Genomic DNA, 17,611 nt, shown 5'->3' on the forward strand with positions numbered 1-17,611 from the left:
ATCATGAGAGCCAAAATAGGGGGCAATGCAAAAACCTCTCATGCACGAAACGACGTGACAATAGTTGGGGAAGAAGATGCCTGTGAAGTCTTACTTTGGCGTGAATGCGGCCCGGGCTTTGGATAACGGCGGGCATAAGGGTCTTCGGGTTTGGCTTCTAGGCGGGCTTGGTTCAAATGATGCACAGATAAATCACCGCGCAATAATGCCCGTACGGCCGCTTGGACCCGATTGACGACACCCAATTTGCGCGAGGCATTGCCCAAGTGGAACTGAACGGTGCGCGCCGTCACGCCGGTCAAAACCCCGATCTCCCAATTGGTCTTGCCTTCTAAAACCCAATGCAAGCATTCGATTTCTCGGCTGGTCAAATGGGCAGGCTCTGCAGGTTGAAACAAAGCAGCGGCGGTCAAGCGGCGCACGCGCTGGTAAAATGCCATCGCAATATGGCTCAAGGCTTCCTCATCATCGGGGTCAAGTTTGATGAGCCGTGGGGCTGCAAACATCATGATGGCCACACAGCCCTGAGGGCCATGGACGGGCGTGGTGATGCCGTCCCGGAAGCCCTGTTCGCGACAGGCGCGGACAAAGTCACGCTGTTCTGGGCTGCGGGCGGAGGTAAAGGCGCGTTGCCACTGGACAGAGCCTGCCCGTTGGATGGCTTGATTGCGGGCAGGATCAAACCGGCAACTGGGCTCGGTCGCATATTGGCGTCGCCACGTGGGATCAAAATTGCCGAAGTTTAAAAGGCTTGTTGGATCAAGCATCGGATTATGTGGCCCCGGGGCCAATTGATACCAGCCAAAGCCGCAAGCCTTGGCATAAGTGGTCAGAATATGATGGAGGTCGCCTTCACGCCTTGCGGCACGCAACTCAAGTAAAACCGCGGCAGTTAGGCGTTGAATCTGAGTCATCGCCGTCTCCGTTTGTGCTGCACTCTTCTGGTGCATTTGTAAGATTTATCAATTTTAAATAGAGTTTTTAGGTGGCGATAGGGGGGTGCTGTGTGTTTCCTCCGTTGCATGGGACCGCTCTCAGTGAAAATCGCGGCTATTGGCAAAGGCGCGTGTCGCCCGCTGTTGGGCCAACGCACGATTGGTGGCTTGGGTTAGCTTTGGGTCTTCGCGTGGGCTTTGGTGTTCATCGGCGCGGGCAAGGGCTTGGACAAAGTCGCGCGTACCGTCAGATAATTCGGCCAAACGGGGGTTCAAATTGGTAACCCGGTCGGCAATCACATGGATGACGCCATGCTCTCGCTGGAGCCTGCCTCGGATACCCATAAATTTTGCGGCCAAAGTTTCCCGCCGGAAGCGCTCAAAAATCTTCGGCCAAACAATCACATTGGCCGAACCCTCTTCATCTTCAAGCGTCACAAATAAAACGCCCTTGGCTGTGCCAGGCTTTTGGCGCACCAAAACAAGCCCCGCAATATCAACCCGCGCCCCATTGGGGGCAGTCTTGAGGGCTTGGGACGTCATAAAGCGCTTTTCTGCCAATTCCGTCCGGAAGAAGGACACCGGATGGGCTTTAAGGCTAAGGCGCAGACGGGCGTAATCATGCACGACCTGTTCGCTCAACGGCATGTCTGGCAAAGCAGGGTCGACTTCTGGGCCATATTCGCTGGCATGCTCAAACAAGGGCAAGACATGTTCAGCGAGTCCTTTCGCACGCCAAAGCGCTTGGCGACGGTCCAAGTGCAAACTGCCCATCGCATCCCCATCGGACAGCAAATCCATCGCCCGGCCATTCAGGCGCGCGCGCCGCTTTAAATCTTCCGCATCCAGGAATGGCCCGCCCCCAGCACGCGCCGCCACCAAGCGGGCGGCATCGGCCTCCTTGAAGCCCTTAATCTCCCGCAAGCCCAGACGTACAGCCTTGCGCTGTCGACCCGGACGGGCCTCCAACACATTATCCCAATCTGAAAAACCCACATCCGGCGGCAGCACCTCTACCCCATGTTCCTTGGCATCGCGCACCAATTGGGCTGAGGCGTAAAAGCCCATGGGTTGGGCGTTGAGAATGGCGGCCAGAAAGACCTCCGGCCAATGCTTCTTCAACCAAGCCGACACATAAACAATCAAAGCGAAACTGGCAGCATGGCTTTCAGGGAAGCCATATTCGCCAAAGCCCTCAATCTGGCGGAAACAGCGCTCAGCAAAATCTTGCTCATAGCCATTGGCCACCATGCCATCGACCAGACGTTTGCCAAACTCATGAATGATACCGACTTTGCGAAAAGTGGCCATGGCGCGGCGCAAACGGTCGGCCTCAGAGGGTGTAAAGCCAGCCGCAACAATGGCGATACGCATGGCTTGTTCTTGAAACAGCGGCACCCCGAGGGTTTTGCCGAGCACGTCTTCGAGCGCCTTCGAGGGAAACGTGACCTTTTCTTGGCCTTGGCGACGGCGCAAATAGGGGTGGACCATATCGCCTTGAATAGGCCCCGGTCGCACAATGGCGACTTCGATCACCAAGTCATAAAACGTGCGGGGGCGCAGCCGCGGCAGCATCGACATTTGCGCCCGGCTTTCAATCTGGAACACACCGACCGTATCGGCGGCACAAATCATATCATAGACGGCAGGGTCTTCAGCGGGAATATCGGCAAGCCCCAACCGCACACCATAATCCCGCTCTAAAAACTCAAAGGCGCGGGCCACACAGGTCAACATGCCCAAAGCCAGCACATCAATCTTCAAAATACCCAAAGCATCCAGATCATCCTTGTCCCACTCCACAAACGTGCGGTCGGGCATGGCCGCATTGCCAATCGGCACCACTTCATCAAGCGGGCCACGCGTGATGACAAAGCCACCGACATGCTGAGACAAATGACGGGGAAAGCCATGCAGCGTGCGGGCAAGCGTCAGGGTCTGGGCGATCACGGGGGTCGTGATATCCAGACCCGTCATCTTCTGAATAAGGGCAGGGTCAACCCCACCGCGCCCCCACCCCCAAACCGACTTAGCCAAGGCCTCTTGTGTATCCCCGCTCAAGCCCATGACTTTGCCAACTTCGCGCAAGGCAGAGCGGCCACGATAGGAGATCACCACCCCAGCAATGCCAGCCCGATGGCGGCCGAATTTGTCATAAATATATTGGATGACCTCTTCGCGGCGCTCATGCTCAAAGTCCACATCAATATCGGGCGGTTCACGCCGCTCGGCGGAGATGAAGCGCTCAAACAAAAGGTCGACACGGATGGGATCTACCGCCGTTATCCCTAAACAATAGCAGACAACCGAATTAGCCGCCGACCCCCGACCTTGGCACACAATGCCCCGGCTGCGCGCAAAGGCGACAATGTCATAAACAGTTAGAAAATAAGGGGCGTAGCTCAATTCTGCGATCAAAGCATATTCATGATCCAAGGCCGCCCGCACCCGTTCTGGCACCCCATCTGGATAGCGATCTTGTGCGCCCAATTCACTTAAGCGAATTAAACTATCCATCGGGGTTTCCCCCGGTGCTACAATTTCATCAGGATATTCATATGCCAGTTGATCTAGGGAGAAAGTGATCGCATCAAAAAGTTTCTTGTGTGCCTGAAGACACGCTTCAAACCCTTTAAAGAGGCGGATGATTTCTTCAGGTGGTTTCAGGCATTTTTCGCTATTTTGTAAGCGCAAATAGCCCGCAGCCTCCAATGTCGTCTTGGTGCGGATACAGGCTAGAACATCGGCTAACAGCCTGCGCTCTGGATGGTGGAACAGCGCATCCATCGTGGCAATCAGGTGGGCACCTGTGCCTTGAACCAGTTCAACCAATTGGGCCAGACGCTGAAAATCTGTCCCGTCAAAAGGCCGGGTTGCGGCGACATAAAGATCTGTGGTTTGGGGGGCATCAGCCAAATGGGTTTTGGCTTTATCGAGCCAAGCTTGGGTGAGGATGGCGGGGGGCACAAGGATGGCGCAAGCCCCATCCATGGCCTCCAGCAGGTCGGCCTTTTCCAGAGTGCAACTGCCCTTGCGAGAACGGCGATTGCCGCGCGTCAAGCATCGGGTCAAGCGGCCCCAAGCCGCCCGGTCCTTGGGATAAATGGCTGTCTCAAAGCCATCGGGCTCCACCAAGCGCGCCCCAACAATCAGCCGAATGCCAGCTTCCTTGGCAGCCACATGGGCACGCACCACGCCTGCGACCGTATTGATATCGGCAACGCCTAAACCTTGCAGACCAAGACCATGGGCTGCCCACACCATCTCATCAGGCTGGCTGGCGCCTTTCAGAAAGGAGAAACTGGTTGTCGCCAAAGGCTCAAAGATGCGCATAGCCGCACCTGAGTTTGATAAGCGGCAAGCAAAGGAGCCTCATGCCGCACTCCCATGCACATACCATTTGGGGTGATCGACTTTGCCGGGCAGGCCTTGGCGATAAAGCCAGAAGCGGCGGCCCTCACTGGTCTCGATGCGGTAATAGTCGCGGTCATGGGCCTCACCACAGGCAATACGTTCTGGCCCCTCAGCACAGGCGACTTTGAAGGCCAAAGCGCGCCAACGAAACAGGCGGGGCGGGCCGTCTGGCACTTCGGCGATGGCATCAATCGGTTCAGCTCGTTCCAACAGCAAAGCGGGGCGGCGTGCCGCCAAAGCTTCGGGGAAGCGGCTCGCCTGCGGCCGTCGATCGGCAAAAGCTACAGGGCGGACGGCCTGTTCAGGCACCCAATGGGCCACCGCCTCCATCCGCGTCACCCGCCCCGCACCGAGGCGGGCCGATAAGCGGTCAGCCAAACGATGCAGCGCATCGGCACTGGCTAAAGCCGCCGCAGCCACGGGGTCCAAGTCCATGACTTGGCCTTCCAACACTTCAACCACAGGGGCACAAACTTCAATCAGATCAATCCCAAATCCCAAATCAAGCCCCGCGCCATTGGCTTCTGCCTCAATCCGTTCGCATAAGACCTTGGCCCACAAAACCGCGTCGCGATGGGCGCGCCCAGACCCGCCAACGAGCTGTAAGACGACCCCATCCACACGATAGAGATTGAGAACCAAACGGCGTGCGCCTTCATTATAGGAGTCCAAAAGCGTGCATATCTCTCCCGCAGCCTTCGACCCTGCCAGCTCTAAGCCTTGGCGGGTCATCAAGGGTTCGGCCAAGCGCAAACGGATACGCCGCGGCACAATCTCAGCAACCGGATCAATGGCTTCTTCCTCAAGCCCACGGGCTCGGTCTAAAGCGCGCACCAGATCAATGCCAAATCGCCTGGCCAAAGCGGCAGAGGATTGGGTGGCGACTTGGCCAATGGTCTTCAACCCTAAAGCCCGCAAGCCCGTAATGATGGTGCTTGGCAGGCGCAAAGCCTCAACCGGCAAAGCCCCAACCAAGGCGCGCAAAGCCGCCCCGTCTGGCGCACTCAAGCCATGGCGCGCCTCTGGCGCAAAGCGCGCGAGAGCAAAGGCTGCCCCCGGTGTCGCCGCGCAAGCTGCCCGCGCTGTTAAGCCCAGCGCCTGCATTTTGATGACCATATCAGCCAACATGGCAGCTTCCCCGCCAAACAAATGGGCGCAGCCCGTAATGTCGAGGAAAAGCGCATGCGTGCCCTCAAGCCCTTTGACTGGCGCACAATATGGGCTCCATCGCATGGCCCAACGCGCCAAAGCGAGCAGATCATCGCCCTCCCCCACAGGATCGCTGTCGGCAACACAAATGTCTGGCACCAAGGCCTTAGCCCCAGCCAGCATCATGCCTGAGGATAAGCCTACCTCTTGCGCGGCACGATTGAGGGCAATCAGACGGATGCCGCCCGCACTGCGCGCAACCGTGGCACACGGCTTAGTGCGCGAGAAATTTATCCCCTCGCCTTTAAGCGGAGAGGCGGTGCGGCTGAGGCGATCGGTTGGCCAGCGTGGCAGGCTGATACAGGCTATGCGTCGCATCATCATACTCCAAGTCAAAGGATTGTGGACGCGCGCCATTGCGGGCGCGCTCAAGGTAAAGTCTCCAAGCCGGGGGGCCAAGCCCCGGCAAAGCCGTGCCCAGAGGTACAGGTCGGCATGGGCGAGAGGCGATAACCAGTCGCGCACGCGCTGGCGCAAAAGCAGAAGTGCGCAGCCCTTGGACCGCCAAAACCAAACTATGGGCCTGCTCTGCTGCCAGTTGGACCCGCCGCGCGCCGGCAAGACTAAAGCCAGCCTTAGGCCCCGAGACAGCCAGAATAGCGGCCAAGCCAAAGGTGCGGGCCGCATCCTCCACACAGGCGTGAAAGCCCTTCACATCGGGGGCACCGACCAACAAAATACGCGATGGACATATCCCAAGCTTTTGCAAACCTGGCCCATAGAATTGCCCCCAAGCAGGCCCCCATCCAGGCCCGCGACTGGCATCTTCAATCACCACCAGATCGCCAGAACGCTGCTGCAATGCCCTGGCCAAGCAGGCAAAAGCAAAGTGCAGGCTTGCAGGTTCATCCATGAAAGCAGCCGGAACCACTTCGGTCACACCGCCCAAAGCCAATCCACCACCCAAGGCCAGGTCCAACCCATCTGCACCTGTTGGCAAACAGCTCAAGGCCGGACGGCCCTCTGTTTCAATAGCCCGTATCTGGGTACGCAAAGCGGTCAAATCCGGTCTCATGGCGGGAACTCACATACCTTTCTGCTCTCAATGTTCTTGATTTGTTCTAATCACGAAGACAGCGGCGAGTCGAGTCGGAAATTTCGTACCCGCCCCGAGGCACGTCCGGTAATGACGTATGAAAGAAAAAAATGGGTCCATCTGCCTAAGCTCAAAAAACCAAGATAATCACCCAAAAAAGAGCAATTTAACTCAACAGAAACACCATGTGGTCTATCCTCTCCCGTAAGATTTAGGATGGCCGTATGAAATCGATCCCCAGGCTAGTGACTGTGACGTTTGCTATTCTGCTCCTCGCAGCGGCTTCGGCATGGCAATTTGCCTCCTATCGCGAAATCAATACGCGCCAGATCTTGTTCACCGAAGCCACGGGGGAGATCAATCGTCTCGACGAAGTCTTGACCATGTCTGCCTTGATGCATGCCACCACTGCCGATCCCAAATGGGCCAAGCGCTACGAAGAAAATACCCCCCATCTTGAGGCAGCCATTGTCAAAGCCATGTCCATCGGACCCTCGGGGGTAAAAGAAAACCTTGGTGAAGTTGAACTGGCCAATACCAAATTGATCGATCTTGAACGCCTGTCTTTAGCGCTGGTGGCGGACGGCAAAAGAGATGAGGCCCTCAAGATCCTGTCGTCAAAGAATTATGCAGACCTGAAAAGCACCTATATTCGCGAAATCAAAAAAGCCCTCGACTCCGGCTCTGCCGATATTCAGTCCGCAAAATTGCGCATTCAAACCGGACTTCTGGTCACCATCATTCTGGTTGGCATAGCTTTCATTTTGATTTTTGAGCTTTGGCGCCAAGACCGCGAGATCGTCCAAAAAGAACAAATCCGCTACCGGGAATTCGCACGCTTTGCAGAGTTGGCGCGCAACCCCGTGGTGCGCACCAATCCAAAGCGAGAAATCATTTGGGCAAATGACGCTTATCTGGCTCTTACCGGCTATAGCCGCGCAGAAGTGCTTGGCAAAAAGCCTAGCGAACTGACCCTCTCTCCAGAGGCTGACCCAGAACAGGTCGCTCAATTAGTTGGTGCCCTCAATCGCGGCGAAGCAGCCAGTGCCACCCTTTTGAACCGAAACAAATCCGGTAAAAACTATTGGATCAATCTCGACATCCAACCCCTTTTTGACGACAAAAAGCAACTCGAAGGCTTTCAAGCCATTGAAACAGACGTCACCGACTTGGTCGAGGCCCAGCGGCGCGCTGACGATGCTTTGGCCAATCTCAACGCCTATCAATCTGCGCTGGACGAGCATTCCATCATCTCGGTTGCTGACCAATTTGGCCGCATTGAGTTCGTCAATGACCGTTATTGCGAAATCAGTGGCTATAGCCGCGAAGAGTTGATCGGGCAGAGCTATAAGGCTGTCCAATCAGGCATACATGACCCATCCTATTTCCAGGAAATGCGCGATACGATCAATTCTGGACATTCCTGGCGGGGTGAAGTGTGTAATCGCGCCAAAGATGGGTCTCATTTCTGGGTCGATGCGACTGTTGTGCCTTTGCCCGCAACCCAGACGAGTGGGCCGCGCTTTGTGAGCATGCTCTACGACATCACAGAGCGTAAACGCACCGAAATAGAACTCAAAGAAGCCCTTGGTCATTCAGCAACCTTCTTTGACGTGTCCTCCGAACTTTTGTGCATCGCCGACAGCAAGGGCCGAATGATCCGCCTCAGTAAGTCGGCTGAAAAAGTACTTGGGCGGCCCGAACACGAACTGCTCGGCCGCTCGTCGACGGATTTTATCCACCCAGACGATCGGGAACATACCGCACTTGCCATGCGGCAACTTGTGGAAACGGGCGAGTTGATAGACTTCATTGCCCGCTATGTGCATCCCAATGGGGCAGTGCGGAGTGTCGAATGGCGGGCCCGAGTTGTCGATGACCTCATCTATGCAACCGCGCGGGATGTGACCGAGCGCTTGGCAACCGAAGCCGAGCTATTGGCCGCGCGCGAGCAAGCCGAAGCGGCCAATCGCGCCAAAAGCAGCTTTTTGGCCAATATGAGCCACGAAATTCGAACGCCTCTAAATGGCGTCATCGGCGTGGTTGGCGCTCTGTCGCGGACGGATCTGACGCAAAACCAGCGCGAGATGGTTGATTTGATCCAATCATCCGGCGAAACGCTTGAATTGCTGCTGTCTGACATTCTTGATGTGTCGAAAATTGAAGCCGGCAAGTTTGCCCTGCAGCCCGAGCCCTTCGATCTGCGCAAAACCATTGAGGCGACGGCGCAAGTGATGGGCATACGCGCCGAAGAAAAAGGCTTAGACTTCCATCTCAGATTCGGCCCAGGCACCGAGGGTCTGTTCGAGGGCGATGGGATTCGCGTGAAGCAAATCGTATCGAACTTGGCCTCCAATGCGGTGAAGTTCACCCAGCACGGCCAAATCGACATCAGCGTTACCGCGAAAGATCAAATCGATGGCACTTGCCACGTGATGATCAGCGTCAAAGATACGGGCATTGGCTTTGATGACCAAACCAAACAACGCCTGTTCGCGCGCTTTGAGCAAGCCGATGCCTCGATTACCAAGAATTTCGGCGGGACTGGCCTAGGCCTTTCGATCTGCCGGACCCTGACAGACATGATGGGCGGGCAATTCCTCGTCACATCCGAAGCAGGCATTGGCAGTCTTTTCTCTGTCATTCTGCCCCTGCCACGGGTGCAAGCGAAAGCTTCCCTAGTTGCAACTCCGTCGGCGACCAATACCGCCCCGGCAGAAGCTTTGGAGGCGGTCCGGACCAGCACATCCAGCCTTTCAATTTTGCTGGCCGAAGATCATCCAGTGAACCAACGGGTCATTGCCATGATCCTAGAGCCACACAATATCTCTTTGACCATCGCGCAAAATGGCGAGGAAGCCATTGAGATGTGGCAGAATGCGCGCTTTGATCTCGTGCTGATGGACATGCAAATGCCGATCTTGGACGGGCTATCTGCGACAAAGCAAATCCGTGAACTCGAACGCACAAAAGGTTTGCCGCGCACCCCCATCGCGATGGTCAGTGCCAACGCCATGAAAGAACATATTGCCCAGTCGTTTGGGGCAGGTTGCGACTTCCACATCGCCAAGCCTGTAACCCCTGCTGCCCTGTTAAAAGGCATAGACGCTACTTTAGAGGCCTGCGCAGCTTTTGAGCGGGCTGCATTAGTTCCGACGGGGACGCAAATTTAGCCCCCTCGCCTTTGAAACTCAGGAGATCAGAACGGGATATCATCCTCAAGGTCTGCGGCAAACGAGCGCTTCTCGCCTTGAACGGCCCGCGGTGCCGAGGATCCCCCGCCAAAGCCGCCGCCATTGCCGCCCATCGAACGACCCCCACCGAAGCCACCATCCGAGCGGTCTTCAATCATGTCGCCACCACCAGAACGACCGTCGAGAATGGTGATCTCGCCTTTGAAACGGCCAATGACCACTTCGGTTGAATAGCGCTTTTGACCAGCTTGATCGGTCCACTCGCGGGTTTGCAATTGGCCTTCAACATAGACCTTGCTGCCCTTTTTAATGTAATTCTCGACGACTTTCACCAGATTGTCGTTACGCACGACCACACGGTGCCATTCGGTCTTTTCTTTCTTCTCGCCCGTGGCTTTGTCGTTCCAGCGCTCGCTGGTTGCCACCGAAAACTCGGCGATGCGATCCCCAGATGGAAACGACTTAATCTCAGGATCACGCCCCAAATTTCCAACCAAGATCACTTTGTTCACGCTGCCCGCCATTGCCCTAACTCCGTCTTTTTGCCGTTGGCGACTCATCCTGTCGCATCTTGGCATCGTATCCTATTGAAACTGACGCTACAGGTCTCATGTCCAAACCAGAAGAGAGGGGTGACACTCAAACCGCCTCCCCTTGTGGATAAGCATGTAAAACTGTGCATGCCGTGGACAAGCGTAAGATGTTCACATAATGTTCTATTCGTCAAGCTGGTTCGCACGCGCTAATCAGGGCGACATTGTTTTAGCTTTGGGGTCTCTGGCTCTGGGGTTTGCGTAATCAAGGTCACACATGTCTGAATCGCCTGTTATCCGTGTGCGCGGCGCGCGCGAACATAATTTGAAGAACGTCACGGTTGAGATCCCACGTGGAGAACTGGTGGTGATCACGGGCCTATCAGGATCGGGTAAAAGCTCGCTCGCCTTTGATACAATCTATGCCGAAGGCCAAAGGCGCTATGTCGAAAGCCTGTCAGCCTATGCGCGCCAATTCCTTGAGCTGATGCAAAAGCCAGACATGGATTCCATCGAAGGCTTGTCACCAGCCATTTCGATTGAGCAGAAGACAACATCCAAAAATCCACGTTCTACCGTTGGCACTGTGACGGAGATTTACGACTATATGCGCCTTTTATGGGCGCGCATTGGCGTGCCTTATTCCCCCGCGACCGGCCTGCCGATTGAAAGCCAAACCGTTAGCCAGATGGTGGATAAAATCACTGTTCTGCCGGAAGGCACGCGCCTCTTCTTGCTGGCACCCGTGGTACGAGGCCGCAAGGGTGAGTTTAAGACCGAATTCAAAAGCTGGATTAAACAGGGCTTTGTGCGCGCCAAAATCAATGGTGAGTATTATGAGTTGGAAAATGCCCCCGATCTCGACAAGAAATTAAAGCACGACATTGATGTGGTGGTGGACCGTATCGCCGTCCGCGCCGGCATCGAACAGCGTCTGGCGGAGGGCTTTGAGACCTGCTTGCGGCTCGCCGATGGCATCGCCTTGGCTGAATTCGCCGATGAGAAGGACGATAAGGGTGCGGCCAAACGGATGCTGTTTTCCGCCAAATTTGCTTGCCCCGTTTCGGGCTTTACCATTCCAGAAATTGAACCCCGCCTCTTCTCCTTCAACAATCCATTTGGGGCCTGCCCGACCTGCGATGGTCTTGGCGTACAGTTGAAGTTTGACCCAGAACTTGTGGTCCCCGATAGCAGCAAGACTTTAAATGATGGCGTGATCGCCCCATGGGCGAAGGGGGCATCCCCGCTCTATACCCAAACCTTACAAGCCCTTGCCCGGCATGCCAATGTCGCGCTGACAACCCCTTGGACCAAATTGCCGGAAAGCTTTCAAAAGCTTGTGCTCTACGGATCGGGCACGGAGAAGGTGAAGTTTGTCTATGATGACGGCGCACGGCGCTATGAAACCACGAAAACATTCGAAGGCGTCATCCCCAATCTTGAGCGGCGGTGGCGCGAGACGGATTCAGCTTGGTCGCGAGAGGAATTGGGCCGTTATCAATCTGCGCAAAAATGCCCGACCTGTGACGGCAAACGCCTTAAGCCAGAGGCCCTTGCGGTGCGTGTTGGGGGCGAAGACATTTCGGTGGTATCATCCCGCTCGATCCGGGGCGCGCGCGACTGGTTTGTCGACTTGGAAGCCCGTCTCACGCCTAAGGAATTGGAGATTGCCACCCGGGTCTTAAAGGAAATCAAAGAGCGCTTGCGCTTCTTGGTTGATGTCGGCTTGGATTATCTGACCCTTCACCGCGGTTCGGCGACCCTATCGGGTGGCGAGAGCCAGCGGATTCGCTTGGCGAGCCAAATCGGCTCGGGCCTAACTGGCGTGCTTTATGTCTTGGACGAGCCCAGCATTGGCCTGCATCAGCGCGACAATACCCGCCTTTTAACCTCGCTCAAAGGTCTAAGGGACCTCGGCAATAGTGTCATTGTGGTCGAGCATGATGAGGAAGCCATTCTGACAGCAGACCATGTTCTGGATATGGGTCCACTTGCTGGGATCCACGGCGGCCAAGTGGTCGCCCAAGGCAAACCAGCCGATATTGAGGCCACCAAAGGCAGCCTCACCGGGGCCTATCTGCGCGGCGAGAAAGCCATTCCGATCCCGCCAAAGCGCCGCCGTCGTAATCCCAAGAAGTTTCTGCGCATTGAAGGGGCGACCGGCAATAATCTCAAAAACGTCTCGGTCGACATTCCGCTGGGCATTTTTACCTGCGTTACGGGCGTGTCAGGTGGTGGCAAATCCACCCTTATTCTTGAGACCCTCTACAAGGCCCTCGCCCGCCGCTTGAATGGCGCCAATGAAGTGCCCGGGCCCCACAAGGCGCTGGAGGGCCTGCATCACCTCGACAAGGTGATTGATATTGACCAAAGCCCGATTGGTCGCACGCCGCGGTCTAATCCCGCCACCTATACCGGCGCCTTTGGCCCAATCCGCGACTGGTTTGCGGCCCTGCCCGAGTCAAAAGCCCGCGGCTATGGCCCCGGCCGGTTCAGCTTCAATGTCAAAGGCGGGCGGTGTGAAGCCTGCCAAGGCGATGGCGTCCAAAAGATCGAAATGCACTTCCTGCCCGACGTCTATGTCACCTGCGACGTCTGCCATGGCCAGCGCTATAATCGCGAGACCTTGGAAGTCACCTATCGCAACAAGTCCATCGCACAAGTCTTGGATATGACCGTCGAAGAGGCCGCAGGCTTTTTTCAAGCCGTCCCTTCCATTCGCGACAAGATGGAGACCTTGGTACGGGTCGGCCTCGGCTATGTCAAAGTCGGCCAACAAGCAACCACGCTATCGGGTGGGGAAGCCCAGCGGGTGAAATTGTCCAAGGAATTGTCGCGTCGCGCCACAGGGCGGACGCTTTACATTCTCGATGAGCCCACAACGGGCCTGCACTTTGAAGACACACGTAAGCTTCTGGAAGTACTGCAAGAATTGGTGGATCAGGGCAATAGCGTCTTGGTGATTGAGCATAATTTGGACGTGATCAAGACCGCCGATTGGCTGATTGATTTGGGCCCCGAAGGCGGAGATGGCGGTGGCTTAATCGTGGCCGAAGGCACACCCGAAGAAGTCGCCTTGGTCTCAGGCTCTTGGACCGGACGCTATCTGAAAGAGACCCTGCTCAAACACGAAGAACGCCGCCTCGCCCAAGCCGAACGTATGGCTCAGGAGGCGCAAGCGGGGGCTAAAGTTTAGGGGGTGGGGGTATGACCTTTGTCCACCCCCTGCCAGACGCGTAAGTTGAAGTCTGTTCGTTCATTGTCTCGAGCAGTCAGTATGGCGAGCGCCCACAAGGCTGCGACCAAAGCAATCATCAGCCACCCCCAGACGGTGCCGAAAAAACGCAATAACTTCATGGCTTGGCCTCCGCTGTATCAGAGACCAAGCGGCCTTCTTCCAACTCAATGACGCGATTGGCAAAAGGCACCAGACGATCATCATGGGTGGCGCAGAGGATGGTCGCACCCTGATGTTCCGTGGCGTCGCGTAGCAATTTTGCAACCATGATGGCATTGCGACCATCTAGTGCCGACGTAGGTTCATCGCAAAAAATGAAGGCTGGCCGCTTTGCCAGCATGCGGGCGATAGCAACCCTTTGATTTTGCCCACCAGACAATTGACTGGGCTTTGACTGAGCGCGATCGAGAAGGCCCACCAAATCCAAATAGTGGGAAGCCCTTACCTTTGCTTCCTTGGCAGGGACACCCAAAAGTCGCAAGGGAACGAACACTTGCTGCCAAGCCGTCAGCGATGGAAACAGCCCCGGAGTTTGAAAAACATAGCCGCAATCGTGGCGACGAAAACGTTCTGCAGATCGACTCCCCCTGCCCCACACATTCGTCCCCTTGGCGATAACCACACCGCTCTCAGGCTTTTGAAGCCCGGACAAGGCCGCCAGCAAGCAAGACTTGCCTGACCCACTTGCCCCTTTGAGCAGCATAAAGCTGCCTCGTGCTACCGAAAACGAAACATCATGCAAAGCGCGCACGGTGCCAGCGCCGCGCCCAAAGGACTTCGAAATTGCGCGTGCGGAAAGGATAGGAGCCTCTGTCATCGCAGCAACTCAACAGGCTTAAGGCCAAAAATGGTGGGCAAAGTAATCAAGCCAGCAAAACAAGATGTGGCGATAATCGCACCTGTTACCCACGGAACTTGTGCTGGGTATAGCAGGATATAGACATCGACTTTCTCCAACGCCAATTGTCCTAAAAGGCCACCGGAAAGCGCGAAGGCTGAGGCGATCAGCCCGATCCAAATTGTTTGTTCCAACACCAGAAAGGCCACGCGCCACTTTGGAACGCCCATGGCAAGCAATGTGGCAAATTCAACGCGCTGGCCTGCCATCATGGCGTGTATTGCTTGTGAGATAATCAAGAGGGCGATCACACCAACAAAAGTCGCCAAATAGACAAAGGCACGAATGTCGCGTTGCTCCTTCAGCGAGTCTTCAATCACTTTCTGAGTGAGTCGCTCCCGGCTCATGGCTTGTGCGCCGACAGACTTAAGATCCCGGTTTAAACCGGCTATCGCTTGGCCGACTGACTTGCCCTCCTTTTGAGCAACCAAGATGGAATAAACTGGGGTATCTTGATCCCGATCTATTGCAGCGTTCAAAACCTCCAAAGTTCTCCGAGAGATCACGCTCCCCCCTGGTCCCAGATTGCCATCCATGAGGCCAACAACACGGAACCTTGCATTTTCTCGAACAACTTCGTCACCCAATCCAAGGCCGGTCGCCCGTGCATCTTCATCCGTCAATAGGACTGAATTCGGTATCTGCAACAAAAGCTTGGCCTCATCGGGCATGATCAAAGGCGCTGATAAGGCAGGTGCCACAGGGTCAATGACATTGACCCTAAGGCCCGCACCAGACGGACCTTTTCCCAAATAGACCCGCTTCTGGCGGATCAGCTCAAAAGCTCCGACATCGGGGCTTTGAGCGACGCGCTCAATCGCCTCATCGGATATTTTTATATATTGATCGGTACCTTGCTTCTCTGACAAAACCACAATAGGCGCAGTGGCTTGGCGTTCAAGGAGCGCATAGCGTGACAGAAAATAGTTCGACAGGCCGAGCTGAAGATAGATCGCAATGCCAGCTAGGATAAGTGTCAGAATAGCAAACCAAGCTCTCAGCCAGTTGTGAGAAAGGTGAAGTTGCGCCAACGCATTCATCGCAATTTTCAGACCTCAGAAACTTAGAAACAACTTCAAGGTCAAAACAAGGCCATGATTCCTAATTGGGTGCGATGGGTGGTCTTGATACTCCCCTCAAATTGCTCAGACATTTTCAAAGCTTTGCTAAGGGCACAAAGTTATCATCACGAAATGGTGACTTATTATCTGCATGCCTTGAGCCATATGCTGGATTTTACCGGGCGCATGAATCGACGCGCTTATTGGTACTTTCTATTGATGGTGCTGGCGCTGAGTTGCCTTGCGATTTCGGTTGATAGTGCGGTTTTCTTGTCTGCCTTGACCGATGGCACGCCCGAAATCCGGATCGGCACCATGACCATGACGTTTGGGGCCTTGCATTTCCTACCCATCTTCTCAGCCAGTGTGCGTCGCCTGCATGATGTTGGAAAATCTGGGATATGGATGCTTTTGAATTTCGTGCCCTTTGTTGGCAGTTTGATTCTGTTTTCTTGGTACGCGCGCCCCAGTGCACCCGATAGCCTGCATGGCGAGGCGGCACGCGAACGGCTTTCACGTCCGAATTGGGCAGACCGCACACAATTCTAGTCATGAAAAAGGGCAGCAACATTGGCTGCCCCTTCTATTGTAACAAGATTTCTGGATTTAGCCTGCGATGGCGGCCGCGTCTTTTTCGCCCGTGCGGATGCGCAAAGCCATCTCCACATCGACCACAAAGATTTTGCCATCGCCAATTTTGCCCGTATTGGCGGCACCGGCTAGTGCCTCAACAACTTTTTCGACCATGTCATCGGTCACAACGGCTTCAATTTTGACCTTTGGCAAAAGCTTAACTTCATACTCGGCGCCGCGGTAAACTTCGGTCTTGCCCTTTTGACGCCCATAACCACGGACTTCGGTGACCGTTAGGCCTGAAATGCCTGCTTCAGTCGCAGCATCAAGAACCGCGTCGAGACGGCTTGGTTTGATAATGGCGGTGACAAGCTTCATTCTGTTCCCCTCACTTCGCATCGGGTTCGTTCTCAGGAACCAGACCCTGATTATTCCATCACGTACTAGATTAGACAATCAGCCGCACTTGTGACCCGCTTTCAATGCCTGACCGCAGGGCGGAGGCCAATCGCTCAAATTTTGAGCGACTTTCAGGGTGTTTGCCTTAAAAACGTGCGGCGGCGGGCTGAGCCAAGAGGACTCGCCGACCTTGGCCAGGCAGGCTATCAGCATAAAGACGCTTTACCGCCTCGACCAGAATAATGCCGCCCAACGCGGGCCACGCCCGTTCGCCAACCCCTTCCCAGGTCTCCGCGGCGCCGCCTGTTGCCATCTTCCATGACAAGGGCGGGCCATAAAGCGCGCGCGACCAAGCAACGGGTTGAAACATAGAATCGCTCAAAAGGCTTGCGAGCTGACTGCGGCTATAGGGCCTGCCTTGACCAAAGGGGGTGGATTCAGCCCGGGCCCAGACACCACCGCGATTGGCAACCGCAATCATCAAGCGCCCTTCCGGAGCAAGCAAACGCCAAAGCTCACGCAAGAGGACACGCGGGTTTTCTGCCTCTTCCAGCGCATGCACACATAGGATGCGGTCGAAAATCGCTTCGGTGAATGGCATGCGATCTTCATCCCCGATGCAGGCAAGATTGGGCCCGCATGATGGCCAGCGTTCCACCCCTTGAGTCGCGGGCATAAGAGCCGTCACGCGTCGCGCCGTCGACAGCCACGGGGTCAGAAAGGGTGTCGCATAGCCAAAGCCCAAAACATCAAGGCCTTTGCAATCGCCCCAAGCATCGAACATGCGGCGTCCGGCCATAGCTTGCGCGGTCAGCCCTAACGGGCTTGCATAAAAGCTTTGCAGGGCAAGGACATCAACGCGCATAGGGACTAGGATAAACCAAGTTTCTCTCTTAAAGGACAGACATGCTTACCATTCATATGTTTCCGTGTCTGTCAGACAATTATGGCTTTCTCGTCCGCGATTCGGCCACTGGCAAAGTTGCGTGCATCGACACACCCGATGCAACCGCCATTTTGGCGGAAGCAAGTAAGCTGGGTTGGCGTATCGACGAGATCTGGAACACACATTGGCACCCAGATCATGCGGGCGGCAATCAAGCGATCGAAAAAGCTTTGGG

At 55.5% G+C, this 17,611-nt stretch carries 13 protein-coding genes; 4 read left to right on the top strand and 9 right to left on the bottom strand.

The genetic code is table 11. From position 1 onward, the window contains the following. Window positions 1-38 precede the first annotated feature (38 nt). From IOB61_RS12595 to IOB61_RS12610, 4 genes are all read right to left on the bottom strand, one after another. On the bottom strand, window positions 39-914 hold the full coding sequence (locus tag IOB61_RS12595) for a LuxR family transcriptional regulator (protein ID WP_290817230.1): 876 nt from the start codon (window positions 912-914) through the stop codon (window positions 39-41). A 120-nt stretch (window positions 915-1,034) separates the two neighbouring features. Next, on the bottom strand, window positions 1,035-4,268 hold the full coding sequence (locus IOB61_RS12600) for an error-prone DNA polymerase (RefSeq protein WP_290817233.1): 3,234 nt from the start codon (window positions 4,266-4,268) through the stop codon (window positions 1,035-1,037). A 39-nt stretch (window positions 4,269-4,307) separates the two neighbouring features. Further along, complete coding sequence (locus tag IOB61_RS12605) at window positions 4,308-5,879, bottom strand: DNA polymerase Y family protein (RefSeq protein WP_290817236.1); 1,572 nt, start codon at window positions 5,877-5,879, stop codon at window positions 4,308-4,310. After that, window positions 5,803-6,573, bottom strand: a complete 771-nt coding sequence (locus tag IOB61_RS12610; RefSeq protein ID WP_290817239.1) for a hypothetical protein — start codon at window positions 6,571-6,573, stop codon at window positions 5,803-5,805. Before IOB61_RS12610 ends, IOB61_RS12605 begins: the two co-directional genes overlap by 77 nt. A gap of 245 nt (window positions 6,574-6,818) precedes the next feature. Here IOB61_RS12610 and IOB61_RS12615 point away from each other — a divergent pair, with 245 nt between their 5' ends. Next, on the top strand, window positions 6,819-9,767 hold the full coding sequence (locus IOB61_RS12615; protein ID WP_290817242.1) for a PAS domain-containing hybrid sensor histidine kinase/response regulator: 2,949 nt from the start codon (window positions 6,819-6,821) through the stop codon (window positions 9,765-9,767). Between the two features lie 26 nt (window positions 9,768-9,793). Here IOB61_RS12615 and ssb read toward each other — a convergent pair whose 3' ends face one another. Continuing rightward, window positions 9,794-10,312, bottom strand: coding sequence for a single-stranded DNA-binding protein (ssb, locus tag IOB61_RS12620; RefSeq protein ID WP_290817244.1), 519 nt, complete (start codon window positions 10,310-10,312; stop codon window positions 9,794-9,796). 286 nt (window positions 10,313-10,598) lie between these two features. On the opposite strand from ssb, the gene uvrA reads away from it, so the two are divergent. After that, a complete protein-coding gene (gene uvrA, locus IOB61_RS12625) occupies window positions 10,599-13,517 on the top strand; it encodes an excinuclease ABC subunit UvrA (protein ID WP_290817247.1) in 2,919 nt (972 codons plus the stop codon). A 157-nt stretch (window positions 13,518-13,674) separates the two neighbouring features. Here the strand turns inward: uvrA and IOB61_RS12630 are convergent, their stop codons facing one another. Together IOB61_RS12630 and IOB61_RS12635 are read right to left on the bottom strand one after the other, a co-directional pair. Continuing rightward, on the bottom strand, window positions 13,675-14,376 hold the full coding sequence (locus IOB61_RS12630) for an ABC transporter ATP-binding protein (RefSeq protein WP_290817249.1): 702 nt from the start codon (window positions 14,374-14,376) through the stop codon (window positions 13,675-13,677). Beyond that, the gene (locus IOB61_RS12635; RefSeq protein ID WP_290817252.1) at window positions 14,373-15,497 is read right to left on the bottom strand and encodes an FtsX-like permease family protein; all 1,125 of its coding nucleotides are present in this window, start codon (window positions 15,495-15,497) and stop codon (window positions 14,373-14,375) included. Before IOB61_RS12635 ends, IOB61_RS12630 begins: the two co-directional genes overlap by 4 nt. A gap of 153 nt (window positions 15,498-15,650) precedes the next feature. Here IOB61_RS12635 and IOB61_RS12640 point away from each other — a divergent pair, with 153 nt between their 5' ends. Beyond that, a complete protein-coding gene (locus IOB61_RS12640; protein WP_290817255.1) occupies window positions 15,651-16,067 on the top strand; it encodes a DUF805 domain-containing protein in 417 nt (138 codons plus the stop codon). A 57-nt stretch (window positions 16,068-16,124) separates the two neighbouring features. Here the strand turns inward: IOB61_RS12640 and IOB61_RS12645 are convergent, their stop codons facing one another. Further along, complete coding sequence (locus IOB61_RS12645) at window positions 16,125-16,469, bottom strand: P-II family nitrogen regulator (RefSeq protein WP_085338996.1); 345 nt, start codon at window positions 16,467-16,469, stop codon at window positions 16,125-16,127. Between the two features lie 166 nt (window positions 16,470-16,635). Next, the gene (locus IOB61_RS12650; RefSeq protein WP_290817258.1) at window positions 16,636-17,355 is read right to left on the bottom strand and encodes a class I SAM-dependent methyltransferase; all 720 of its coding nucleotides are present in this window, start codon (window positions 17,353-17,355) and stop codon (window positions 16,636-16,638) included. A gap of 41 nt (window positions 17,356-17,396) precedes the next feature. Between IOB61_RS12650 and IOB61_RS12655 the strand changes: the two genes are divergently transcribed. Beyond that, window positions 17,397-17,611 (top strand): MBL fold metallo-hydrolase (locus IOB61_RS12655; RefSeq protein ID WP_290817261.1); only part of this gene is annotated, 215 nt, incomplete at its 3' end.

The sequence above is a fragment of the Aquidulcibacter sp. genome (assembly GCF_020253525.1).
Taxonomy (GTDB): domain Bacteria; phylum Pseudomonadota; class Alphaproteobacteria; order Caulobacterales; family Aquidulcibacteraceae; genus Aquidulcibacter.